Here is a 23,574-nt window from a genome sequence, read left to right as displayed (position 1 = left end):
AATGCAGCCGATAGGCCGTTCTGCTTTCAGCCGGTCTCTGGGGCTAGCGCCCTGTAACCTGAACTTCCTGGGTGAAGGACCAACTCGGCTTGCCCCATTCTGGCGGCAATGGCGGGAACGGCGCGGCTCGCCGAATACCTTCGGTAACAGCCTCATCCAACTCAGGAATGCCCGAACTCCGCGCGATCGACAGTGAGGTCAAGTCACCACTCGAACCAATCGTAAGGCGAACGCGCACTGTAATGCCGCCTTCGTATTTCGACGAAAGGCGCACGGCACGACGGATACGCGATTGAACTTTGCCTGGATAGTTGGCAACAGCAGCGCTGCCCGAGCCAGTACGACGAGCATTCGATTGTGAATTCGTATCGGATTGCGCCGTCTCGGTACCGTCGACAGACCCTTTCTTCGAATCCTGCTGGCTCTCACCCCTCGATCCCGACTTCGCCTTCACAATCTTTGCGACCGGCTTCTTGATTTCCTTCGGCTTCTCGACAGGCTTCGGCTTTTCAACAGGCGTTACGACCTCCGGTGCCGGCTGGACCGGTTGAGCCTCAACCGTCTCGCTATTGACGGGCTGAACCGGGTCGACCGGCTGCACCACGGTCATCTCGGCCGGCGCCTGTGTCGCCAATATCTGCGGCTGCTCGGAGGTTACTGTCTCGGGCTGGGTCTGCTCGTCCGGCTGGACGGCTTCAGCCGTTTCGACCGGCTGCGTTTCCGCGGTTTGCGGCTGAACGACATCGGGCTGAGGCACAGGGGTCTCTTCAGGCGTAACTTCGGTGGGTTGAACCGCCTGTGGCTGAACAGCCTCTGCCGTCACCTGCTCCGGCTCGGGCTGCTGATTGTCTTCGCCCGCCGCCATCTGATCGGCATCGGAATTGCCGATCATGATAACGCTGACGGTATCGCCCGCTTCCTCCTGCGCATCTTCCGGCGCCGCAATGAAGGTTAGCAGCAATATTACGACAACAACGGCATGAAACAGGCAGGACCCCATGCCGGAGAAAAGAAGGGACGTTGTGCGTGCCGCTATGGTCTTGCTCGGCCTCTCGGGCAGCGCATCCATCGGCAGCGGTTCCGCCGTCTCAGCGGAAGCGGGTTCTGCAGGATGGTTCGGAAAAGAGCCGATCTGCGTAAAGCGGCTATAATGCATCACCGCTTCGCCGGCCGGCGGTCGCGATACGCCCTCGAAGCCGGTCAGTTCGTGCCCTGGAAGCACACTCGGATAATTGTCATTCATGCCACCGCCGGCGCGGCGGCGCTCCATGGAAACCTTGGCCGAGCGCGTCGCCATGGCCTCAGCCTTCGAAAGGAACTGATGTCTGCGAGCGGGTCGTCAACGCGGCCTTGCACTCGCCCGCCGCAGGGCCATCGCACACGGGCGTGTCGTTGATGATGATGCGGGAGACGGTCTCGCACTTCACGCCGGGCATATCGAATTGCCGCACCCGCTTCTTGCCGAGCGGCAGGTCGCGGAAGTCAAGCACGGTGACGCGATCGACCGCGTTCTTGTCGTTGAAAAAGGCAAGCTCGAAGGAGATCTTGTTGATCGGCGCCGCCATGTCGTTTTCGGCGACGAAGGTCATCATGCATCCCTTCTGGGACGGCGCCAGCGCATTGAGTTCGACGTTGAGCTTGCGCGCGGCCGTTGCCGGAGCCGCGCCTGCATCCTGGGCAAAGGCCGGGACGCAAGATGCCGCGGCCAAAAGCCCCGAAGTAACGAGTGCCAAAATCGTTTTCGTCAGCATCGCCCATGTCTCCCGAATATGTCCTGACAAGCACCTGCCCGGGCCTTCCGCCTAAGCGTGCATCGCCGAAATTTTTAAACTTGACTTTATCAGTCTTCTATTGCGTCTTTATGGAACCATGAGTATGTGAGTCAAGTTAAATTTGGCCGCAACGCTGTTCGGCCTCCGATGAATTTTCAGGCAAAACTAAACAGGATGATCGCTGAGAAGACCCCAACGCAGCCGGCGCATTACGCGGCCGCCCAAGACATACGAATTGTCGAGAGCACGGATATTTTCCGGGGCCAGACCGAAATCATGATCAAGCACGAAGGCGTCATCTACCGCATGAAGATCACGCGCCAAGGCAAGCTCATACTCAACAAATAGGCATGACAAATGACTGAGACGACCAGACCGACCCCCGCCGCCATTCGCGCCTTCCGCGCAGAAAACCCGAAGATGCGAGAGCGCGACATCGCCGCCCGCCTCGATATTTCCGAAGCCGCCCTGGTCGCGGCCGAAGTCGGCATCTCGGCCATCCGCATCGATGCCGACGCCAACCGCTTTCTCGAGCGGGTCGCCTCGCTCGGCGAAGTCATGGCCCTGTCGCGCAATGAGAGCGCCGTGCATGAAAAGATCGGCGTCTACGAAAACATCAAGTCCGGCGTGCAGGCCGCGATCGTTCTCGGCGAGAATATCGATCTGCGTATCTTCCCGAAGCGTTGGGCGCATGCCTTCGCCGTCACCAAGATCGATGGCGACCAGAAGAAGCTGAGCCTGCAGTTCTTCGACAAGGCAGGCGACGCGGTTCACAAGGTGCATCTGCGCCCTGATTCGAACGTCGACGCCTATCACACCATCGTTGCCGAACTGCGGGTCGAAGATCAGTCGCAGGAGTTTGCCGAGGATCGCTCCGGCTATGACAATGGCGAAACCGATGGCGACGTAAGCCGCGACGAACTGCGCGATCACTGGAGCCGCATGACGGACACGCACGAATTCTTCGGCATGCTGAAGAAGCTGAAGATCGGCCGTCAGGACGCCATCCGCACCGTCGGCGACGACTATGCCTGGAAGCTGGAAACCGGCGCGGTCGGTGAAATGATGCAGGCTTCGGTGCGCGAAGGCCTGCCGATCATGTGCTTCGTCGCCAACGAAGGCACCGTCCAGATCCACTCTGGTCCGATCTTCAACGTGCAGACCATGGGCCCTTGGATCAACGTCATGGACCCGACCTTCCACCTGCATCTGCGACAGGATCATATTGCCGAGGCCTGGGCCGTGCGCAAGCCGACCAAGGACGGCCACGTCACTTCGCTGGAAGCCTACAACGCCAAGGGTGAGATGATCATCCAGTTCTTCGGCAAGCGGAAGGAAGGCTTCGACGAACGCCGCGATTGGCGCGCGATCATCGAAAATCTGACGAGAGCCGGCGCCAGCGTCGCTGCATGAGAGATGGCTTATGACGATATTTAGGAATTTCAAGCGCATCAGACCGTGGGAAGTCACCCTGACCTTGGTGGTGATGGCCTTGCCTCTCGTGCCGGCAAGCCCGATCGCCGGATTTAGCAGCCTCGTGCGGCACGCCCATGCCACAGAGACGACCAAGAAGCTGGATACCACGCGCCTCGTCTCCATCGGCGGCGACGTCACCGAGATCATCTATGCGCTCGGCGAGGAGAAGCGGCTGATCGCCCGCGATTCCACCAGCCTCTATCCGAAGGAAGCGACCACGCTGCCCGATGTCGGCTATATGCGAGCCCTGTCCCCCGAAGGGATCCTCGCCGTCAACCCGACCGCGATCATCGCCGTCGAAGGCTCCGGCCCGCCGGAAGCGCTGGCCGTGCTGCGCAATGCCAGCCTGCCCTTCGAGACCGTGCCGCAGACCTATGATCGCGACGGCATCCTGAAGAAGATCGACGTCGTCGGCTCCCTGCTCGGCGTGCCGGAAAAGACGAAGGCCCTGGAAGACAAGGTCGCCGCCGATCTGGATGCCGCCATTGCCGATTCCGCCAAGCGCCCCGAGGCCGAGCGCAAGCGGGTGCTCTTCGTGCTCAGTAATCAGAACGGCAAGATCCTCGCTTCGGGCACCGATACCGCCGCCGACGGCATCATCAAGCTTGCCGGCGCCGTCAACGCGATCACCGGCTTCACCGGCTACAAATCACTGACGGACGAAGCAATCATCGACGCCAAGCCTGATGTCATCCTCATCATGGATCGCGAGGGCCCGTTGTCGATGACGAATGACGATCTCCTCAAGCAGCCGGCGATTTCCTTGACGCCCGCCGCCAGCCATAAGGCGATCGTGCGCATGGACGGCCTGCATCTGCTCGGGTTCGGACCGCGCACCGCCAGCGCCGTTCGCGAGCTCAACGCAGCCGTCTACGGAGGCTGAGGTGGCATTCAACGATACCGTGACGGGGCTGAAGCAGATGTCGCAACGTACGACATACCGTCGCGATGGGGATCGCACCGCGCTTGCTGTTCTCGTCCTCGTCGGCCTCGTTCTCGTTTCGGCTATTGCTTTCGCCTTCTCGATCACGACAGGCGCGTCGAATGCTTCGATTATCGATGTGATCGTCAGCATGGCGACCGGCAGTGCCGACAGCGCGCTGAGCAATCGCGACCGCATCGTCATCTTCGACATACGCCTGCCCCGCGCCATCCTGGGCTTTCTGATCGGCGGCGGGCTGGCGGTCTCGGGTGCGGTCATGCAGGGGCTGTTCCGCAACCCGCTGGCCGACCCCGGCCTGATCGGCGTTTCCGCCGGCTCCAGCCTCGGCGCGGTGGCCATGATCGTGCTCGGTGGCGGTGTCCTTGCCCCGGTCGCCCACCTCTTCGGCATTTTTTCCCTGCCGATCGCCGCCTTCATCGGTGGCCTGGTGACGACGGTGCTGCTCTACAGGGTGGCGACCCGGCATGGCCAGACATCCATAGCCACCCTGCTGTTGGCCGGCATCGCCCTCGGCTCGCTTGCCCTGGCGGCTACGGGAATCCTGATCTACATGGCCGACGACCGGCAATTGCGCGATCTTACCTTCTGGAGCATGGGATCGCTTGCCGGCTCGACTTGGAGCAAGGTGATCGGTGCCGGACCGATCATTGTTCTTTCCCTCTTGCCGCTCCCCTTCATGGCACGTGGCCTCAACGCTCTGACACTCGGCGAAGCAGCGGCGTTCCACATGGGTGTCGCCGTGCAGCGGTTGAAAAATGTCGCGATCGTCAGCGTGGCTGCGGCCGTCGGGGCCTCCGTCGCCGTCAGCGGCGGCATCGGCTTCGTCGGCATCGTCGTGCCGCACATACTGCGCATGATAATCGGGCCCGATCATCGCTTCCTGTTGCCGGCCTCCGCGCTGCTCGGCGGCTCGTTGCTGATCGTTGCCGATGTGGTTGCCCGCACCATCGTTTCCCCGGCCGAACTGCCGATCGGCATTCTGACAGCCGGCGTCGGCGGACCATTCTTCCTGTGGATGCTGTTGCGGCAGCGCTCGCGCCTCAGCCTGTGAGCCAGCGATGATCGATGTTTCCAATCTCGTCGTCCGGCTCGGCGGCAAGGCCGTCGTGAAGGAAGTCTCTTTTGCGGCTGAGCCGGGAACGCTGACGGCGATCTGCGGACCGAACGGCTCTGGCAAGACGACGACGATGAAGGCAATTTCAGGCGAGCTGGCCTATCAGGGTTCGGTGCATATGAACGGCTCGGAAATCGGTAGCCTGCAGGCGTGGCAGCTCGCCGAAATGCGAGGCGTGCTGCCGCAGGCAAGCTCCATCTCCTTTCCTTTCACGGTCCGCGAAATCGTCCGCATGGGCCTGACTACCGGCCGCAACAGTCGTCCGGAACAGGCTGACCGCATAGCCGCGGACGCACTGGCCTGCGTCGATCTCATCGGGTTCGAGGGACGCTTCTACCAGGAGCTTTCCGGCGGCGAACAGCAGCGCGTGCAGCTCGCGCGCGTGCTTTGCCAGATTTCCGAGCCCGTCATCGACGGCAAGCCCTGCTGGCTGCTCCTGGACGAGCCGGTTTCCAGCCTGGACATCAGCCACCAGCTGACCATCATGACGCTCGCACGGCAATTTTGCCGACGCGGCGGCGGCGTTATCGCTGTCATGCACGATCTTAATCTGACCGCCCTCTTCGCCGACCAGATGGTTCTGCTCAAGGAAGGCCAGCTGCGGGCCGCCGGCCTGGTCAAGGAGGTCTTGCAAGACCGGCATCTGCAGGATATCTTCGGCTGCAATCTAAGGGTCAATCGCATTCCCACTGACGGTGTACCCTTCGTCCTCGCCCACAGCGCCCTCCCCGGCTGAGCTTCCCTTAAGTCACGCGCTTTGGAACTTTTCATTGCATCCACGCGTTGAGGTATAGTGATGGGAATAAATGTTCCGCACGCTCACCCACCTAGTGCGCCGCGCAATATCCGATCATAACGATAGGTGGCGCTCCACCGGCGCCAAGCAACGCAGTAAACGACGAAAGGGAGCTCAAACATGGCTTCATCCATTCTCCATTCGACGCGCAAGCGTAACGGCAGCAGCCTGCACGATGTCGAGGCAAGCATCGAAGACCAGATCGAATCCCTGCGCGAGGAAGTTGCAGCCTTTGCCAAACTGATTGGCAATAATGGTGCAAAGCAGGGCAAGAAATTGCGCGCGAGGGCCGAGTCGGGATTCGACGACCTGACGGTTCGCGGCGAGGAATTGCTACGCGACCTGCAAAAGGGTTATACACGGGGCTCTCGCGAAGTCCGCAGGACCGTTCGCCAGCATCCGGTCGCCACGGTCGGCGCGGCTGCGGCATTCGGACTTGCAATCGCTCTGCTTCTGTCACGCCGCTAGGAAGTTGGCATGCTCGCTCCGATTCTCGGCCTGCTCTTGTCCGGCTCTATCAATCGCACCGTTGCGCGAACCAAGCGCAACGGTATTTTCATCGCCATAGCGGTCCTTCTTCTGCTGACGGGCTACGCCTTTGCGCTGATCGCCGCTGCGATATCGCTGGCGACCATCTATGGCGCCGCAGTCGCGGCACTTCTGATCGCCGCAGGCGCACTCTTGCTAGGTTTGATTGTCCTAGTCGTCATGGCGATCGTCAACAAGCAGGAGCAACGCCGAGCCCGCGAACGGCGGCTCGCATTGGAATCTGCAGCAGCAGCGGTACTCGGCCTTGTCAGGAAGCAACCGCTGATGACAGCGGCCATTGCTGCCGCGCTCGTGTTTGGCAATGTATTCGGATCGAGCGACGACGACGATTGACGCCTCACGTAGAAAAAAGCCGACGCAAGCGCCGGCTTTGAGAAACGCATCAGGTGTAAAACATAATGAAAAATGGGAGGACGCCCGGCCGTATCAAATACGGCCGGGCTTTTTGCTATCAGAAAGCGAATGCCTTGGAGGTAAGCGGCGCCGACGTCGCATCAGGCCCAAAGTCAGCTTCACCGGAGATGTCAAGCAATTCCTGCAGGCGCTGGCGAGCGCGGTTGACGCGGCTTTTGATCGTGCCGATGGCGCAGCCGCAGATCTCCGCAGCCTCTTCATAGGAAAAGCCGGAAGCGCCCACCAGGATGATGGCTTCCCGCTGATCCGGCGGCAATTGATCCAGCGCCTTGCGAAAGTCCTGCAGGTCGAGCGCGCCGTATTGCGAGGGATGTGTCGCCATCGATTCAGTAAATATGCCGTCGCTGTCTTGTACCTCGCGCCCGCTCTTGCGCATCTGGCTATAAAGTTCGTTGCGCAGGATGGTGAAGAGCCAGGCCTTCATATTCGTGCCCATCTCGAAATGATCCTGCTTGGCCCAAGCCTTCATGATTGTGTCCTGCACAAGATCATCGGCACGGTCATGGCGCCCGGTCAGCGAAATGGCGAAAGCACGAAGACTCGGCAGAGCCGCGAGAAGTTCGCGCTTGAAGCTCGATTGCGTTTCCATCACGCCCACCCCTATTCGGACACCTTTACGGAAGCCATGCGCTCTGCCTGATCCAACTTCTCAAGCAGATCAAGAAAGCGATCGGGAATGACTTCGTCCTGCATAGCAGCGTAGAAGGAACGCAGGCGGTTGCCGATCTGATTGTTGGGGTCGAGGATATCCATCACGCGTAGGTCTGATGCCTTGTTGTCCGCTTCCTCATTATTCTGAATTGTCATTTAACCTGCTCGCTTCTCATGTGTCGCGTTCGTGGGTCGGGTATGCTTCCTGCCTCCCGTCCGGAAGACCGGCAAACCTCTCCAGAACTGTTTCCTAACGAATCGTAAAGGATGAAGCCAACCGTTTGTAAGCATTGTAATGCGACTGCCTAAAAAAAGTTCCGACAAAGAGGAACTTTTTTACTCAACTGACGTTTGTTAGTCATTGCGGCCTCCGGGCTGTATTTTAATTAGAATGTGATAAAAGGCGGGAGCCATTGATGACACTTTCCACACGCATTGCGCCGCACCTTCCGTATTTGCGTCGCTACTCACGTGCTTTAACCGGAACGCAGACGTCAGGAGACGCCTATGTTGCTGCGGTTTTGGAAGCTATCATCGCCGATATTTCCATATTCCCGGATACGGACAACGACCGCGTTGCACTCTATAAACTGTTCACAAAGCTGTTCGGTTCCCTGACCCTACAGATTCCTGAACCGAATTCGCCCTACGCATGGGAACAGCGCGCCTCGGTAAACCTGTCCAAGGTCTCTCCGGTTGCGCGTCAGGCGTTTCTACTTGCCTCCGTTGAAAGTTTCCGTCTCGGCGAGATCGCCGATATTCTCGATGTATCGGAAAGCGACACGATGCATCTGCTTGATGTGGCATCGCAGGAAATTTCGCGGCAGGTAGCGACCGATATTATGATCATCGAGGATGAGCCGCTGATCGCCATGGATATCGAGCAGATGGTGGAAAGCCTTGGGCATCGGGTCACGGGCATCGCTCGCACCCATGCCGAAGCGGTCGCGCTGCATAATGCCACCAAGCCCAGCATGGTGCTTGCCGATATTCAGCTTGCCGACGGCAGCTCGGGTATCGATGCCGTCAACGATATCCTCAAGACTGCAAACATCCCGGTCATCTTCATCACCGCGTTTCCAGAACGCCTTCTGACCGGCGAGCGACCGGAGCCGACCTTCCTCGTCACCAAGCCCTTCAATCCGGACATGGTGAAGGCTCTTATCAGCCAGGCTCTTTTCTTTAACGAAACCACAAAGGTGGCCGCCTGATTCAATTGAAACCTCCGTCGCGGAACAAAGGTGATAGCCGGACGTTTTGGTCCGCGGCGATCGGTTTACCGACTGTTATCCCGCACGATTTTATAGATCGGTCCGAGTTCTTCCGATTGAGAATGTCCCCGTCGGTGGACATCTCGAAATTCGAGTGAAAGGCACGCCGTGAATACGTCTGAACCATTGTCCGGCGCGCCTTTGAGTTTGGAAGGCAAAGCCGCTCTGATGGAGCGGGCGCTTGCTAGCGCCAATGTATCCGTCCTGTTTCAGGACACGACACTCGCAATCCGCTATGCCGACAACCTGCCCGAGCACCTCATGCCATCTTTGCTGATCGGCGGCAACGATTACCATTTGTTCGGCGACAAGGATGGCGAGCATCTTACGCTGCTGAAGCGGGGCGTGCTTGAAAACGGCAGGGCCGTGACCGCCGAAGTAGAAATTGCAAGCGGCGACGGCGTGCGCATCTATGAGCTGAAAATGGAACGCGTTGGTGGCCGCAAGGCGCAAGGCGTGCTGTCCGTCATCTCCGAAGTCACGGAAAGCCGCCACCGCGAAAAAGTTCTGAAGTCGCTGCTGCGCGAACTGTCGCACCGCTCCAAGAATCTCCTGGCGATCATTCAGGGGATTGCGACGCAGACGGCGCGCCACACGCTTTCCCTCGATAATTTCCTGATCAAATTCCGCGGCCGCCTGCAATCCCTGTCGAATTCGCAGGATCTCATTACCGACTCCAGCTGGCGCGGCGCATACTTGTTCGAGCTTGCCGAGAAGCAGTTCGCTCCCTATTGGCCCGATGCCGGCGTCCCCATGCCGATCTACGGCATCAATGCACATCTGACACCCAATGCCGCCGTGCATCTCGGGCTTGCCCTGCATGAACTGATCGTCAACTCCGCGTCGCACGGCGCCATTTCAGCGGGGGCAACCAGCATCACGCTGAATTGCAAGGAAGCCGAGCTGGACGGGAAGAAAGCCATAGAAGTGGCTTGGCTGGAGCGTTTCCACGCGCCTGCCGACCATGAATTTGAGGATAACAGTTTCAGCCGCACGGTGCTCGAACGAGTCGTGCCGACTTCCATGAACGGGCGTGCCCAGTTCACCATCAGCGACGGCAATATCGGCTATCACCTCACCATTCCCGAGACAGAGTATGAAATACTGAGACGCCGCTGACGGCGTCAAGAAAACAGCCAGTGCGAGGGCGACGCACTGGCTGCTTTACACTCATCGGGAGGGGACCGTGAGTAGAAGTCCGATGATGGCTTTGGGCGCGCATCAGGAGATGCGATCATCATCCGGACGCTAGGTAAACGGGGCAGCAGGGCCTTGGTTCCACGCGATCACGAAAAAAATCATTTTTTCTTCACATCCATCGCAACCGCGAAATGACGCCGGCTACGTTCCGGCGGCTGTCCCGCGCCATGGCGAAACCGCGCAGCCTTCGAACGCCCTCATCTGAAGATCACAAGAAAACCTGTCAAAGCATATAGTTGAACGACCCGACGCAGTCCTCCCGGACGCTTGCCCGCCACGGCCGAAATGTGTGCCCAGGCAATTTCAAGGGTCAAAATTTTACCGTTTGATAAATTTTTTATCCTGAGTTACCGTTCTTGCCACTAGCCGTTTACTATAAGAGGGAACTTCAATGGGACGACTGGAAACTGGGATTCATAAAGGCAGGCTGACGCCCGCCGAATATGATGCAAACTTTTCCGATCTTCACCCGCGCCTGAACAATCACGAGGCGCTGGTCGCAGCCGACCGCTGTTATTTCTGCTACGACGCGCCGTGCATGACGGCCTGTCCCACCTCCATCGACATTCCGATGTTTATCCGCCAGATTTCGACGGGCAATCCGATCGGCTCGGCCAAGACGATCTTCGATCAGAACATCCTCGGCGGCATGTGCGCCCGCGTCTGTCCCACCGAACAGCTCTGCGAGCAGGCTTGCGTGCGCAACACCGCCGAAGAGCGTCCGGTCGAGATCGGCCGGCTGCAGCGCTATGCGACAGATGCCGCAATGGCTGAGAACAAGCAGTTCTATGCCCGTGCCGCCACGACCGGCAAGAAGATCGCCGTCATCGGCGCCGGTCCGGCCGGTCTTGCCTGCGCCCATCGCCTCGCCGTGAAGGGCCATGAGGTCACTATCTTCGACGCTCGCGAAAAGGCCGGCGGCCTCAACGAATACGGTATCGCCACCTACAAGGCAGTCGACGATTTCGCCCAGAAGGAAGTCGAATACGTGCTCGCCATCGGCGGCATCGAGGTGAAGAATGGCCAGGCGCTTGGCCGCGACTTCAGCCTGTCCGACCTCTCCCAGCAATATGACGCCGTCTTCCTCGGCCTCGGTCTTGCCGGCGTCAACGCATTACGCGCCGAAGGCGAGGATCTCGACGGCGTCGCCGACGCCGTTGCTTATATCGCCGATCTGCGCCAGGCAAACGACAAGGCCGATATCGCCATCGGCCGCCGCGTCGTCGTTCTCGGTGGCGGCATGACCGCAATCGATGCGGCCGTGCAGGCAAAACTGCTCGGCGCCGAGGAGGTGACCATCTGTTATCGCCGCGGCAAGGAACACATGAACGCCTCGGAATACGAGCAGGATCTCGCCGCATCCAAGGGCGTCATCATCCGCCACTGGCTCGCCCCGAAGCGCATCCTCGACAAGGACGGCAAGGTCGCCGGCATCGAGGTTGAATATACCGAGCTGCGCGACGGCAAGCTCACCGGCACCGGCGATGTCGGCGTCATCGCCGCGGACCAGATCTTCAAGGCGATCGGCCAGACCTTCGAGGCCTCCGGCCTCGGCGCCCTGCGCATGGAAGCCGGCCGCATCGCCATCGACGGCGAAGGCCGGACCTCGGTCGAAGGCGTATGGGCCGGCGGTGACTGCGTGCTCGGCGGCGACGATCTGACGGTTTCAGCCGTCGCCCAGGGCCGCGACGCGGCCGAATCCATCAACCATGCGCTCGCTGCCGCCCAGTCGGCCGCCGCAGTCGCCTGAAAGGAGAATCGAAATGGCTGATCTCCGCAATAATTTCATCGGCATCAAGTCTCCGAACCCGTTCTGGCTGGCCTCCGCGCCGCCGACCGATAAGGCCTACAACGTCGAACGCGCCTTCAAGGCCGGCTGGGGCGGTGTCGTCTGGAAGACGCTCGGCGAGGAAGGCCCGCCGGTCGTCAATGTCAACGGCCCGCGCTACGGCGCGATCTGGGGCGCCGACCGCCGCCTGCTCGGCTTGAACAACATCGAGCTGATCACCGACCGCGACCTCCATACCAACCTGCGCGAAATGAAGCAGGTTAAGAAGAACTGGCCTGATCGTGCCTTGATTGCCTCGATCATGGTTCCCTGCGTCGAGGATGCATGGAAGGCGATCCTGCCGTTGGTGGAGGACACCGAAGCAGACGGCATCGAATTGAACTTCGGCTGTCCGCACGGCATGTCGGAGCGCGGCATGGGTGCTGCGGTCGGACAGGTGCCGGAATATATCGAAATGGTCGTGCGCTGGTGCAAGCAATACACCCGCATGCCCGTCATCACCAAGCTGACGCCGAACATCACCGACATCCGCAAGCCCGCCCGCGCCGCCAAGGCCGGCGGCACTGATGCCGTATCGCTGATCAACACGATCAACTCGATCGTATCAGTCGATCTCGACAATTTCGCACCGAACCCGACCGTCGGCGGCAAGGGCAGCCATGGCGGCTATTGCGGCCCGGCGGTCAAGCCGATCGCGCTCAACATGGTGGCCGAGATCGCCCGCGATGCCGAAACCTACGGCCTGCCGATATCAGGCATCGGCGGCATCACCACATGGCGCGATGCGGCCGAATTCCTGGCGCTTGGCGCCGGCAATGTGCAGGTCTGCACGGCGGCGATGACCTATGGCTTCAAGATCGTCGAAGAGATGATCACGGGCCTTTCCGACTGGATGGACGAGAAGGGACATCGCAGCCTGGACGACATCATCGCCCGCGCCGTGCCGAATGTCTCCGACTGGCAGTATCTCAACCTCAATTACATCGCCAAGGCCAAGATCGACCAGGATGCCTGCATCAAGTGCGGCCGTTGCTACATTGCCTGTGAGGATACCTCGCACCAGGCAATCACCAACATGGTTGATGGCGTCAGGCATTTCGAGGTGATGGACGAGGAATGCGTCGGCTGCAACCTCTGCGTCAGCGTCTGTCCGGTCGAGAACTGCATCACCATGGAGGAACTGCCGGCCGGCAGCCTCGACAAGCGCACCGGCAAGATCGTCGATCCGAACTACGCCAACTGGACGACCCATCCGAACAATCCGATGGCGCAGCAGGCGGCGGAGTAAGCCTCTCTCCACCAGTCAACATTGCACCCACGTCCAACGACGTGGGTGTAAAAAGCCAGGCCGGTAGAGAGTGGCGGTAATGCCGAATTATGGTTGGCGAATGCCGAGCCCATCGACGAAGAGCTTTTCCAGATAGCGCGCAGCATCCTCGAACCGCCCCTCGCCCGAATGCTCTTGCCCGAGCACCGCGCGCACCTGCACGTCGAAGTCAGCATAATGCTGCGTCGTCGACCAGATGGAGAAGATCAGGTGGTAGGGATCGCATTTGGCGATCTTGCCGGCCTTGGCCCAGGCACGGATGACTTCCGCCTTCTCGTCGACAAGGCTCTTCAGCGGCCCGCGCAGCTCATCCTCGACATGCGGCGCCCCCTGCAGCATCTCATTGGCGAAGAGCCTGCTTTCGCGCGGGAAATCGCGGGCCATTTCGAGCTTGCGGCGGATGTAGGAGCGGATCTCGCTTTCGGGATTGCCGTTGGCATCGAAGGCACGCAGCGGTTCCAGCCAGGTAAACAGCACCCTGTCTATCAGCGCCCGATGCATGGCCTCTTTCGTTCGGAAATAATAGAGCAAATTGGGCTTCGACATGCCCGCCACTTCGGCGATCTGATCGATGGTCGAGCCGCGAAAGCCGTTTACGGAAAATACATCGAGTGCGGCCTCGAGTATGATTTCCTCTTTTTCTTCCTGAATCCGGGTGCGTCGTTGGGTGCGGGCGGCTCTGGGGATGGCCATATCTGCTCTGTTTCTCCTTGAAATCCAAGCCTTTCGGCCAAGCTCTCATTCACCCTGTCAGTGCTTTGAATTTAGGCAATCGCCTGAAATTTTATCGGAATTTTTCGTGCTTTTCGTCTTGAGCCGCGCCACGGAAGTTGTAATGTTTACCAATCGGTCAAATTATCTGTCAGATGTCTCTTAAAGGCAACTGGCGATTTCCCGAGGCGATAAAAACAAGTAGACGCTTCGGGTAGACCATCGGGAACAATCGGGCATGCACCTTGCATGCCCCGGGACGAAACAGGTGAGGATTGCATCATGGTGGCAGCGCCAGGCGAGAACATGCGTATCAATGGCGATCGCCTTTGGGACGCATTGATGGACATGGCGAAGATCGGCCCCGGCATTGCCGGCGGCAATAATCGTCAAACGCTGACCGATGCCGACGCCGAAGGACGCAGCCTTTTCAGGACATGGTGCGAAGACGCCGGCATGAAAGTCGGTGTCGACAAGATGGGCACCATGTTTGCGACCCGCGCCGGCACCGATCCAAACGCACTACCGGTCTATGTCGGCTCGCATCTCGATACCCAGCCGACCGGCGGCAAATATGACGGCGTGCTCGGCGTGCTCGGCGCCCTCGAAGTCGTTCGCACCATGAACGATCTCGGCATCCGGACCAAGCATCCGATCGTGGTCACCAACTGGGCCAATGAAGAGGGCGCACGCTTTGCTCCCGCTATGCTCGCCTCGGGCGTCTTTGCCGGCGTACACTCGCTTGACTATGCCTATGGCCGTAAGGATCCGGAGGGCAAGACCTATGGCGAGGAACTGAAGCGCATCGGCTGGCTCGGCGACGAAGAGGTCGGTGCCCGCAAGATGCACGCCTATTTCGAATATCATATCGAACAGGGGCCGATCCTCGAGGCCGAAGAGAAAACCATCGGCGTCGTCACGCACTGTCAGGGCCTGTGGTGGCTGGAATTCACGCTGACCGGCAAGGAAGCCCATACCGGCTCGACGCCGATGAACATGCGTGTCAATGCCGGTCTCGCCATGTCACGGATCGTCGAGATGGTGCAGAGCGTGGCGATGGAGAACCAGCCGGGCGCCGTCGGCGGCGTTGGCCAGGTGTTCTTCTCGCCGAACTCGCGCAACGTGCTTCCCGGCAAGGTGGTCTTCACCGTCGACATCCGCACCCCCGACAAGGCAAAGCTCGATCGCATGCGCGCCAAGATCGAGGCCGAGGCGCCTGCCATCTGCGACGCCCTCGGCGTCGGCTGCTCCGTCGAGGCCATCGGCCATTTCGAGCCTGTGACCTTCGACCCAAAGCTCGTAGCCGCGGTGCGTAGCGCCGCCGACAGGCTCGGCTACAGCCATATGAACATCATCTCCGGCGCCGGCCACGATGCCTGCTGGGCCGCCAAGGTGGCGCCGGCCACCATGGTCATGTGCCCCTGCGTCGGCGGCCTGTCGCACAACGAGGCCGAGGAGATTTCCAAGGAATGGGCGACCGCCGGTGCGGATGTGCTGTTCCATGCGGTCGTCGAGACGGCGGAGATCGTGGCTTGATCACGGCTCGCGCCCAGCCATCCCCCTCGTCCGCCCTTCGGGCACCTTCTCCCCGAGGGGAGAAGGGGATTTCCGCCGCAGCGCCATCTTTCTCAAGAAACCGTTGGTACAATCAGAAATTGTTTATCGCCGAAGACTCGCCACGCCTCTCCTTCTCTCCTCGGGGAGAAGATGGCCCGAAGAGTCGGATGAGGTGGCGCCACGGATGCCAGCCTCTTAAGAACAGGGAACAAACGTCATGAGCACAGTCATCAAGGGTGGAACCATCGTCACGGCCGACCTGACCTATAAGGCCGATATCAAGGTCGAAGGCGGGAAGATCGTCGAGATCGGGCAGAACCTGTCGGGCAACGAGGTGCTGGATGCCTCCGGCTGTTATGTCATGCCGGGCGGCATCGATCCGCATACGCATCTCGAAATGCCGTTCATGGGCACCTATTCCTCCGACGATTTCGAGAGCGGCACCCGCGCGGCGCTCGCCGGCGGCACGACGATGGTGGTCGATTTCGCGCTGCCCTCGCCCGGCCAATCGCTGCTCGAAGCGCTGACCATGTGGGACAACAAGTCGACGCGGGCGAATTGCGACTATTCCTTCCACATGGCGATCACCTGGTGGGGAGAACAGGTCTTCAACGAGATGGAGGCCATCGTTCGCGACAAGGGCATCAACACCTTCAAGCACTTCATGGCCTATAAGGGCGCGCTGATGGTGGATGACGACGAGATGTTCTCGTCCTTCCAGCGCTGTGCCGAGCTCGGCGCATTGCCGCTCGTCCATGCCGAAAACGGCGACGTGGTCGCGCAGATGCAGGCAAAGCTGCTGGCCGAAGGCAATAACGGGCCGGAGGCACATGCCTATTCCCGTCCGGCCGAGGTCGAAGGCGAGGCGACGAACCGCGCCATCATGATCGCCGATATGGCCGGCTCGCCCGTCTACATCGTCCACACCTCCTGCGAACAGGCCCACGAAGCCATCCGCCGCGCCCGCCAGAAGGGCATGCGCGTCTATGGCGAGCCACTGGTCCAGCACCTGACGCTCGATGAAAGCGAATATGCCAACCCCGATTGGGATCACGCCGCCCGCCGCGTCATGTCGCCGCCCTTCCGCAGCAAGCAGCATCAGGACAGCCTCTGGGCTGGCCTCGCCTCGGGCTCGCTGCAGGTGGTCGCAACCGACCACTGCGCCTTTACGACAGAGCAGAAGCGCTTCGGCCTCAACGATTTCACCAAGATTCCGAACGGCACCGGCGGCCTCGAGGATCGCCTGCCGATGCTCTGGACCCATGGCGTCAAGACCGGTCGCTTGACCATGAACGAGTTCGTCGCCGTCACCTCCACCAACATCGCCAAGATCCTCAACATCTATCCGAAGAAGGGCGCGATCCTCGTTGGCGCCGATGCCGATATCGTCGTCTGGGATCCGAATCGCTCGAAGACCATCACCGCCAAGACGCAGCAGTCGGCGATCGACTACAACGTCTTCGAGGGCAAGGAAGTGACCGGCCTGCCGCGTTACACGCTGACCCGTGGCGTCGTCGCCATCGAGGAAGGCACGGTAAAGACGCAACAAGGCCACGGCGAGTTCGTCAAGCGCGAGCCGTTCACCGCCGCCAACCGGGCGCTTTCGACCTGGAAGGAAGTCACCGCGCCGCGCAAGGTTCAGCGCAGCGGCATCCCCGCAAGCGGGGTGTGACGCTTGGCCCCAGTCGTTCGGCCCATCGGTTTATCAACGTGGCACATGCCGCTCCAGATCCGGCAGCAGGACGACGCTTTCCTGCTCGTTCGGATCGGTGCGGGCGATGACGGCTGTCGCCGGCCGGTCGCTGAGATTGGCGGGAAGATGCGGGACGCCGGCCGGAATGTAGAACATTTCGCCCTCGCGAACGATAACGTGTTCTTCCAGCTGATCGCCGAACCAGCAATGCGTCTCGCCGGAAAGTGCATAGATCGCCGTCTCGTGCGACGCATGCAGATGCGCCTTGGCGCGGCCACCCGGCGGAATGGTCAGAAGATGCATGCAGATGCCCGTCGAACCCACTGTCTCGGCGGCGATCCCCTCGAAATAGCTGAAGCCCTGCTTTCCGGCATAGGTGCTGCCGGGCCGCACGACACGACAGGTGGGCTTTGATGACAAACTCATGGCATTGCTCCTCTGGATCCGGCAGCCGCGCGGCGCCCTGGTCTTCCAAAGCTACAGCAATGCTAAACTGGATAACAAGCAATCCGCCCCGACTGCGTGGCGAAAATAGGACTGGTAGGTGTTAATGACGTCGTCCGCTTCCTCCGTCGTCTCCGCGCGGAACCTCTGTCTCACCTACGATACGAATGACGGGCCTGTGCATGCGCTGAGCAATGTCGATCTCGATGTTCGAAAGGGCGATTTCGTCTCCTTCATCGGCCCTTCCGGCTGCGGAAAGACTACATTCCTGCGCGTGATCGCCGATCTGGAGCGGAAAACCTCTGGCGATATCACCGTCAACGGCATGACGCCGGACGAAGCGCGCAAGGCCCGTGCCTACGGTTATGTCTTTCAGGCGCCCGCACTCTACCCCTGGCGCACCATCGAAAAGAACATTGCCCTGCCGCTGGAAATCATGGGCTATGCCAGAAACGAACAGGCCCAGCGCATCGCCCAGACGCTCGACCTCGTCAATCTCAGCGGCTTCGAGAAGAAATTCCCCTGGCAGCTTTCTGGCGGCATGCAGCAGCGCGCCTCCATCGCTCGCGCGCTCGCCTTTGACGCCGATCTTCTGCTGATGGACGAGCCCTTCGGCGCGCTCGACGAGATCGTTCGCGACCATCTCAACGAACAGTTGCTGAAGCTCTGGAAGCGAACGAACAAGACCATCTGCTTCGTCACGCATTCCATCCCCGAGGCAGTCTATCTCTCCACCAAGATCGTGGTCATGTCCCCTCGCCCCGGCCGCGTCACGGATGTCATCGAATCCACGCTTCCGCTCGAACGCCCGCTCGGCATTCGCGAAACGCCTGAATTCCTGGAGATCGCCCATCGTGTCCGCGAAGGTTTGCGGGCCGGACACAGCTACGAGGAATAGGATCATCATGAACCCGCAATTCCTCCTCTGGCTCACCGGCGCGATGGCGATCTTCATCAGCGGAGCGACCGCCTCGCGCGCCTATATCGCCAACAACAACATATTGGTCCTGATCCTGGCGCTCATCCTTTATTGCATCGGCAACCTGATGATGGTGCGGCTCATGCGCGAGGGTGGGCTGGGTCTGGCGATATCAGCCTCCTCCATTGCCCAGCTCATCGTCGTCAACATCATCGCCTTCCTCGTCTTCGGCGAACGGCTGAGCCTGCCGCAGCTGGCTGGCGTCGGGCTCGGTATCGTTGCCATGGCGCTGATGCTGCTGCCGGCACAAGGGAGGGCATGACCGTGGAGAAGCAGCAATTCTTCAGACACAAGTTCGTGCCGGTCGCAAGCATCGTGCTCGCGATCGTCGTCCTCTGGTATGTCTTCGCGGTTGTGCTCAACGCGCCGTTCCAGCGCGATCTCGATCGCCGCGGCAATGTCACCTCGACAACAATGGAATTCATCGGCAAGACGCTGGCCCAGCCGAAACCGATCCTGCCGGCACCCCATCAAGTGGCGCAGAATGTATTCGAAAACACCTTTCTGCGGGCGCTGACCAGCAACCGCAGCCTGGTCTACAATGCCTGGGTGACCTTATCCTCGACGGCAGTCGGCTTCGCCTTCGGCACGGTTCTCGGCATCCTGATCGCGGTCGGCATCGTGCATGTGGTGGCTCTTGACCGCAGCCTGATGCCCTGGATCATCGCATCGCAGACCGTACCGATCCTCGCCATCGCGCCGATGGTCGTTGTCGTGTTGGGTTCGATCGGCGTCACCGGCCTTATTCCCAAAGCGCTGGTCTCGACCTACCTCTCCTTCTTCCCCGTCGCCGTTGGCATGGTCAAGGGACTGCGATCGCCGGAAACCATGCATCTCGACCTGATGCGCACCTACAATGCCAGCGCCATGCAGACCTTCTGGAAACTGCGGGTTCCCGCGTCGGTCCCATTCCTCTTCACCTCGATGAAAGTTGCAATCGCAGCGAGCCTGACCGGAACGATCGTTGGTGAACTGCCAACGGGCGCAGTCGCAGGCATCGGCGCCAAGCTCCTCGCCGGCTCCTATCAAAGCCTGACGATCGATATATGGGCGACGCTCGTCGCCGGCTCGATACTCGCCGCCGTGTTGATTGCCATCGTCGGCATCGCGGCGCGTATCGTCGATCGTGCTATGGGAGGTCGGGCGGCATGAAGAATTCTCATCTGTCGTGGCAGGGCACACTTTCCCTTCTTCTCTGCCTTGTTGCGCTCCCGGCGCTGCCGCTGCTCGCAGCGGATGCAGCAACGCCCATCAGCAGCGGAACCACTTTCGTCATTTTCATTCTCATTGCGGCCGCGGCCGCGATTTCCTTCATGAACCTGTCCGCAACCCTCAGCGCGGCGATCCTCTTCTTCGCCGCGCACGCAGCGGCCTGGCTGCTGCTGGCCGGAATATCGGGTAATGAAGGCAACGCGCTTGCGTCGTTTTTTATCCTGCTTGCCGCTGCCTGGCTGCTTGCCTGGCGTTGCGTCTCGATCTTGTCGATCATCCGCGTGCACTCGACCGCCGACAGCTATACGTTACGATTGCTCATTCCCGCGATCTTCGGCGTCTGGATCATCATCATGTGGGAAGCGGTGACGCGCGGGGCCGGCGTCCCTTTCATCCTCCTGCCGCCGCCGAGCGCCATCGGCGCGCGGATTGCCGGCTCCATCTCGATACTATGGACGGATGTCCAGCAGACGATCTTCCGATCGGTCCTGATCGGCTACACCATCGGCTGCGCCAGCGGCTTCATCGTCGCTATCCTCGCCGACCGCTTCACCTTCCTGCGCCGCGGCCTGCTGCCGATCGGCAATCTCGTCTCGGCATTGCCGATCATCGGCGTTGCGCCGATCATGGTCATGTGGTTCGGCTTCGATTGGCAGTCCAAGGCCGCCGTCGTCGTCGTCATGACCTTCTTCCCGATGCTGGTGAACACGGTGGCCGGCCTGGCGGCAGCCGGCAATATCGAGCGCGACCTGATGCGCACCTATGCATCGAACTACTGGCAGACGCTGCTGAAGCTGCGCCTGCCGGCCGCCGCTCCCTTTATTTTCAATGCGCTGAAGATCAACTCGACCTTGGCTCTCATCGGTGCCATCGTAGCGGAGTTCTTCGGCACTCCCATGTCGGGCATGGGCTTTCGCATCTCGACCGAAAACGGCCGGTTGAATCTCGACATGGTCTGGGCTGAGATCGCGGTCGCCGCGGTCGCAGGCTCCGTCTTCTACGGTATCGTCGCCATTATCGAGAGAATGACGACGTTCTGGCATCCGTCTATCCGCAGTGGGCAGACGTAATCCGGGATCTCCTCAAGGGATCAAGGCATAACTTCAGAGGGAAAAGGGTGAAAACATGAAAAAACTGATGTTCGCATTGATGGCAAGCGCTATGACGCTGGCCGCAACCCAGGCCGCGACGGCCGCCGACAAGCTGACGCTGCAGCTGAAATGGGTGGCCCAGGGCCAGTTCGGCGGCTATTTCGTCGCCAAGGACAAGGGCTTCTACAAGGAAGAAGGCCTCGACGTCGACATCAAGCCGGGCGGCCCGGATATCGCCCCGGAACAGGTGATCGCCGGCGGCGGCGCCGACGTCATCGTCGACTGGATGGGTGGCGCGCTGGTTGCCCGCGAAAAGGGCGTACCGCTGATCAACATCGCCCAGCCCTTCGAGAAGTCCGGCCTGGAATTGATCTGCCCGAAGGATGGCCCGGTCAAGACGGAGAAGGATTTCAAGGGACATACGCTCGGCGTCTGGTTCTACGGCAACGAATATCCCTTCTTCGCCTGGATGCACAAGATCGGCCTGAAGACCGATGGCGGCAAAGACGGCGTCACCGTGCTGAAGCAGAGCTTCGATGTGCAGCCGCTCGTCCAGAAGCAGGCCGACTGCATCTCGGTCATGACCTATAATGAATACTGGCAGGCAATCGATGCCGGTTTCAAGCAGGAAGACCTGACCGTCTTCAACTATACCAAGCTCGGCGTCGACCTTCTGGAAGACGGCCTCTATGTCAAGGAAGACAAGCTGAAGGATGCGAAGTTCAAGGCCGATATGGTCAAGTTCGTCCGCGCCTCGATGAAAGGCTGGAAATATGCCGTCGAACATCCGGATGAAGCCGCCGGGATCGTCATGGACAATGGCGGCCAGGACGAAAACCACCAGAAGCGCATGATGGGCGAAGTCGCCAAGCTCATCGGCAGCGGCAAGCTCGACGCGAAGCTCTATGATCGCACCGTCGAGGCGCTGCTTGACCAGAAGATCATCAACAAGAAGCCGACTGGCGCTTATACGCATGAGATCACGGACGCGGCCCTGAAATAGTCTCAGGCATCGCGAACAACCGAAACGCGCGAGGTTTCATGCCTCGCGCGTTTTTTTTCATTTTGTAACAGCAGCAACAAAAAGCTGGCCTTATCGCGGCACTTGCACGAAAAGCTCACAACTAAACTATTCGAATGCCGACATCACAATGCCGTGATTGCTTCGCAGAGTTGCGATGGGTAAAATTACCCGCGAAATCATTTTCTCGTGATCTTGTGAAATTTGGAAACCGCTCCCATGTACAGGAGCGAATTTAGGATGAGGGACCTGCAGGCATGACAGACGGATATTGATCCGCCGGAGTAGCCGGCCCGCACGCATTGATCCCCGTGTTCGCGACGGAAAACAGCGAAATCCTTTTACCGAGATGCCGAACTGGAACCGGACGCATGGCCCTTACGCCGTTTAGATTTCTAAGCACGACCGCAATCATGCTTTCCTTTTTGGCCGCACCCGCCGCGCTGGCGGAGGAGCCTGCCGTCACGACCCCGAAGCAGAACCTGCCGGCGATCGTCATTACCACCGCCACGATGCGCAAGCTGGTCGACAGGGTCGTCGCGACGGGCACGGTGAAGGCCGTCGAAGAAATCTACATCCAGCCGCAGGTCGATGGCCTCTCCATCCGCTCGCTGAATGCCGATGTCGGCGACAAGGTCGAGGCAAACAGCACGCTCGCCACGCTGAACGAAGACGCGCTGATCCTGCAGAAGAGCCAGATGCAGGCCACGCGCGCCAAGGGCGAGGCAAGCCTTGCCCAGCTGCACGCGCAGCTCGCCGAGGCTCACGCCAACGCGGAAGAAGCTGAATTGCAACGCGTCCGCGCGGTCACAATGGGCGCCAAGGGCACGATGTCGACCTCGTCAGTCGAGCAGGCAAACGCGTCGGCCGCAGCCAACAAGGCTCGCGTGGGGTCCGCCGAACAGGCGATCGCGGTTGCGGAAGCCGATCTCAAGGTCACCGACAGCCAGATCGCCGACACCGACCTGAAACTTGCCCGTACCGGCATCAAGACCCCGGTCGCAGGCACGGTTGCCTCGCGCAACGCCCGCGTCGGCGCCATCGCCAACGGCAGCGGCGATCCGCTCTTCACGATCATCCGCGACAGCCAGCTTGAACTGGTGGTCGACGTTTCCGAAAGCGACATCACCAAGATCGCCACCGGGCAGAAGGCTTTGATTTCGCTTTCCGGCAGCCGCGAAAAGCTTGGAGGCACCGTCCGCCTCGTCGCGCCTGTCGTCGATTCCGTTACTCGCCTCGGCGCGGTGCACATCACCATCGACGAGGGCGACAAGGCGCGTGCCGGCATGTACGGCAGCGCCGAGATCGTCATCCGGCAGGAAGAGGGTGTCTCCCTGCCGCTGACCGCCGTCAATAGCGACGAAAACGGCTCTTCCGCCCGCAAGGTCGAGAACGGCGTCGTCAAGTTCGTCAATGTCGAGACCGGCATCCAGGACGGAGCCTATGTCGAGATCCTCAAAGGCCTGACGGCCGGCGAAGATGTCGTCGCCAAGGCCGGCGCCTATGTCCGCGACGGCGACCACATCACGCCCGTGCGCGAAACGCCGCAAGCCTCCAACTGAGC

Annotated in this window: 25 protein-coding genes; 19 read left to right on the top strand and 6 right to left on the bottom strand. The window is 60.3% G+C overall.

Annotation, left to right across the window (positions count from 1 at the left end; genetic code table 11):
• Positions 1 to 43 precede the first annotated feature (43 nt).
• Both FHT29_RS03085 and FHT29_RS03080 read right to left on the bottom strand, forming a co-directional pair.
• Entirely contained in the window at positions 44 to 1,297 is a 1,254-nt protein-coding gene (locus tag FHT29_RS03085) for an energy transducer TonB (RefSeq protein ID WP_047562454.1), read from the bottom strand.
• Between the two features lie 4 nt (positions 1,298 to 1,301).
• Positions 1,302 to 1,751 (bottom strand): hypothetical protein, encoded by a 450-nt coding sequence (locus FHT29_RS03080; RefSeq protein WP_047562451.1) that lies wholly within the window; start codon positions 1,749 to 1,751, stop codon positions 1,302 to 1,304.
• A 195-nt stretch (positions 1,752 to 1,946) separates the two neighbouring features.
• On the opposite strand from FHT29_RS03080, the gene hemP reads away from it, so the two are divergent.
• The 7 genes from hemP to FHT29_RS03045 all read left to right on the top strand — a co-directional run bounded on the left by hemP (position 1,947) and on the right by FHT29_RS03045 (position 6,983).
• Positions 1,947 to 2,120, top strand: coding sequence for a hemin uptake protein HemP (gene hemP, locus FHT29_RS03075; protein ID WP_037195115.1), 174 nt, complete (start codon positions 1,947 to 1,949; stop codon positions 2,118 to 2,120).
• A gap of 9 nt (positions 2,121 to 2,129) precedes the next feature.
• Positions 2,130 to 3,185, top strand: coding sequence for a hemin-degrading factor (locus tag FHT29_RS03070; protein WP_047562449.1), 1,056 nt, complete (start codon positions 2,130 to 2,132; stop codon positions 3,183 to 3,185).
• Positions 3,186 to 3,195: 10 nt separating this feature from the next.
• Complete coding sequence (locus FHT29_RS03065; protein ID WP_047562448.1) at positions 3,196 to 4,131, top strand: ABC transporter substrate-binding protein; 936 nt, start codon at positions 3,196 to 3,198, stop codon at positions 4,129 to 4,131.
• A 37-nt stretch (positions 4,132 to 4,168) separates the two neighbouring features.
• Positions 4,169 to 5,242: an iron ABC transporter permease gene (locus FHT29_RS03060; protein WP_052212716.1), complete on the top strand. Its 1,074-nt coding sequence runs from the start codon at positions 4,169 to 4,171 to the stop codon at positions 5,240 to 5,242.
• A gap of 7 nt (positions 5,243 to 5,249) precedes the next feature.
• A complete protein-coding gene (locus tag FHT29_RS03055; RefSeq protein WP_047562443.1) occupies positions 5,250 to 6,041 on the top strand; it encodes a heme ABC transporter ATP-binding protein in 792 nt (263 codons plus the stop codon).
• 180 nt (positions 6,042 to 6,221) lie between these two features.
• Positions 6,222 to 6,569, top strand: coding sequence for a DUF883 family protein (locus FHT29_RS03050; protein ID WP_037195129.1), 348 nt, complete (start codon positions 6,222 to 6,224; stop codon positions 6,567 to 6,569).
• Between the two features lie 9 nt (positions 6,570 to 6,578).
• Positions 6,579 to 6,983 (top strand): hypothetical protein, encoded by a 405-nt coding sequence (locus tag FHT29_RS03045; RefSeq protein WP_037195130.1) that lies wholly within the window; start codon positions 6,579 to 6,581, stop codon positions 6,981 to 6,983.
• Between the two features lie 118 nt (positions 6,984 to 7,101).
• Here the strand turns inward: FHT29_RS03045 and FHT29_RS03040 are convergent, their stop codons facing one another.
• Both FHT29_RS03040 and FHT29_RS03035 read right to left on the bottom strand, forming a co-directional pair.
• Positions 7,102 to 7,653 (bottom strand): RNA polymerase sigma factor, encoded by a 552-nt coding sequence (locus FHT29_RS03040; protein WP_034505427.1) that lies wholly within the window; start codon positions 7,651 to 7,653, stop codon positions 7,102 to 7,104.
• An 11-nt stretch (positions 7,654 to 7,664) separates the two neighbouring features.
• Positions 7,665 to 7,871: a NepR family anti-sigma factor gene (locus FHT29_RS03035; RefSeq protein ID WP_037195131.1), complete on the bottom strand. Its 207-nt coding sequence runs from the start codon at positions 7,869 to 7,871 to the stop codon at positions 7,665 to 7,667.
• A 260-nt stretch (positions 7,872 to 8,131) separates the two neighbouring features.
• Here FHT29_RS03035 and FHT29_RS03030 point away from each other — a divergent pair, with 260 nt between their 5' ends.
• From FHT29_RS03030 to preA, 4 genes are all read left to right on the top strand, one after another.
• Positions 8,132 to 8,926 (top strand): response regulator, encoded by a 795-nt coding sequence (locus FHT29_RS03030; RefSeq protein WP_037195132.1) that lies wholly within the window; start codon positions 8,132 to 8,134, stop codon positions 8,924 to 8,926.
• Positions 8,927 to 9,112: 186 nt separating this feature from the next.
• Complete coding sequence (locus tag FHT29_RS03025; RefSeq protein ID WP_047562439.1) at positions 9,113 to 10,105, top strand: sensor histidine kinase; 993 nt, start codon at positions 9,113 to 9,115, stop codon at positions 10,103 to 10,105.
• 472 nt (positions 10,106 to 10,577) lie between these two features.
• A complete protein-coding gene (locus FHT29_RS03020) occupies positions 10,578 to 11,936 on the top strand; it encodes an NAD(P)-dependent oxidoreductase (RefSeq protein WP_037195134.1) in 1,359 nt (452 codons plus the stop codon).
• Positions 11,937 to 11,949: 13 nt separating this feature from the next.
• Entirely contained in the window at positions 11,950 to 13,263 is a 1,314-nt protein-coding gene (gene preA / locus FHT29_RS03015; protein ID WP_037195136.1) for an NAD-dependent dihydropyrimidine dehydrogenase subunit PreA, read from the top strand.
• 87 nt (positions 13,264 to 13,350) lie between these two features.
• Here preA and FHT29_RS03010 read toward each other — a convergent pair whose 3' ends face one another.
• Complete coding sequence (locus FHT29_RS03010; RefSeq protein WP_047562437.1) at positions 13,351 to 13,995, bottom strand: TetR family transcriptional regulator C-terminal domain-containing protein; 645 nt, start codon at positions 13,993 to 13,995, stop codon at positions 13,351 to 13,353.
• A 300-nt stretch (positions 13,996 to 14,295) separates the two neighbouring features.
• Here FHT29_RS03010 and FHT29_RS03005 point away from each other — a divergent pair, with 300 nt between their 5' ends.
• Both FHT29_RS03005 and hydA read left to right on the top strand, forming a co-directional pair.
• On the top strand, positions 14,296 to 15,549 hold the full coding sequence (locus tag FHT29_RS03005; RefSeq protein WP_047562929.1) for a Zn-dependent hydrolase: 1,254 nt from the start codon (positions 14,296 to 14,298) through the stop codon (positions 15,547 to 15,549).
• Positions 15,550 to 15,787: 238 nt separating this feature from the next.
• The gene (hydA, locus tag FHT29_RS03000) at positions 15,788 to 17,242 is read left to right on the top strand and encodes a dihydropyrimidinase (RefSeq protein ID WP_047562435.1); all 1,455 of its coding nucleotides are present in this window, start codon (positions 15,788 to 15,790) and stop codon (positions 17,240 to 17,242) included.
• A 33-nt stretch (positions 17,243 to 17,275) separates the two neighbouring features.
• On the opposite strand, the gene FHT29_RS02995 is transcribed toward hydA, so the two are convergent.
• Positions 17,276 to 17,689, bottom strand: a complete 414-nt coding sequence (locus FHT29_RS02995; protein WP_037195154.1) for a cupin domain-containing protein — start codon at positions 17,687 to 17,689, stop codon at positions 17,276 to 17,278.
• Between the two features lie 124 nt (positions 17,690 to 17,813).
• On the opposite strand from FHT29_RS02995, the gene FHT29_RS02990 reads away from it, so the two are divergent.
• The 6 genes from FHT29_RS02990 to FHT29_RS02965 all read left to right on the top strand — a co-directional run bounded on the left by FHT29_RS02990 (position 17,814) and on the right by FHT29_RS02965 (position 23,572).
• Positions 17,814 to 18,605 (top strand): ABC transporter ATP-binding protein, encoded by a 792-nt coding sequence (locus tag FHT29_RS02990; protein WP_037195157.1) that lies wholly within the window; start codon positions 17,814 to 17,816, stop codon positions 18,603 to 18,605.
• A gap of 7 nt (positions 18,606 to 18,612) precedes the next feature.
• Positions 18,613 to 18,948, top strand: a complete 336-nt coding sequence (locus FHT29_RS02985) for a membrane protein (RefSeq protein ID WP_037195159.1) — start codon at positions 18,613 to 18,615, stop codon at positions 18,946 to 18,948.
• Entirely contained in the window at positions 18,945 to 19,838 is an 894-nt protein-coding gene (locus tag FHT29_RS02980) for an ABC transporter permease (protein WP_037195161.1), read from the top strand. Before FHT29_RS02985 ends, FHT29_RS02980 begins: the two co-directional genes overlap by 4 nt.
• The gene (locus FHT29_RS02975) at positions 19,835 to 20,968 is read left to right on the top strand and encodes an ABC transporter permease (protein ID WP_047562433.1); all 1,134 of its coding nucleotides are present in this window, start codon (positions 19,835 to 19,837) and stop codon (positions 20,966 to 20,968) included. The genes FHT29_RS02980 and FHT29_RS02975 overlap by 4 nt, the downstream gene beginning before the upstream one ends.
• Before the next feature lie 55 nt (positions 20,969 to 21,023).
• The gene (locus FHT29_RS02970) at positions 21,024 to 21,992 is read left to right on the top strand and encodes an ABC transporter substrate-binding protein (protein WP_037195165.1); all 969 of its coding nucleotides are present in this window, start codon (positions 21,024 to 21,026) and stop codon (positions 21,990 to 21,992) included.
• 389 nt (positions 21,993 to 22,381) lie between these two features.
• Positions 22,382 to 23,572: an efflux RND transporter periplasmic adaptor subunit gene (locus FHT29_RS02965; protein WP_168599110.1), complete on the top strand. Its 1,191-nt coding sequence runs from the start codon at positions 22,382 to 22,384 to the stop codon at positions 23,570 to 23,572.
• Positions 23,573 to 23,574: the final 2 nt, after the last annotated feature.

The sequence above is a fragment of the Rhizobium sp. SG741 genome, from assembly GCF_012275435.1.
Taxonomy (GTDB): Bacteria; Pseudomonadota; Alphaproteobacteria; order Rhizobiales; family Rhizobiaceae; genus Rhizobium; species Rhizobium lusitanum.
The sequence above is the reverse complement of the archived record's forward strand: the minus strand, read 5'-3'. Positions and strand labels throughout refer to the sequence as shown.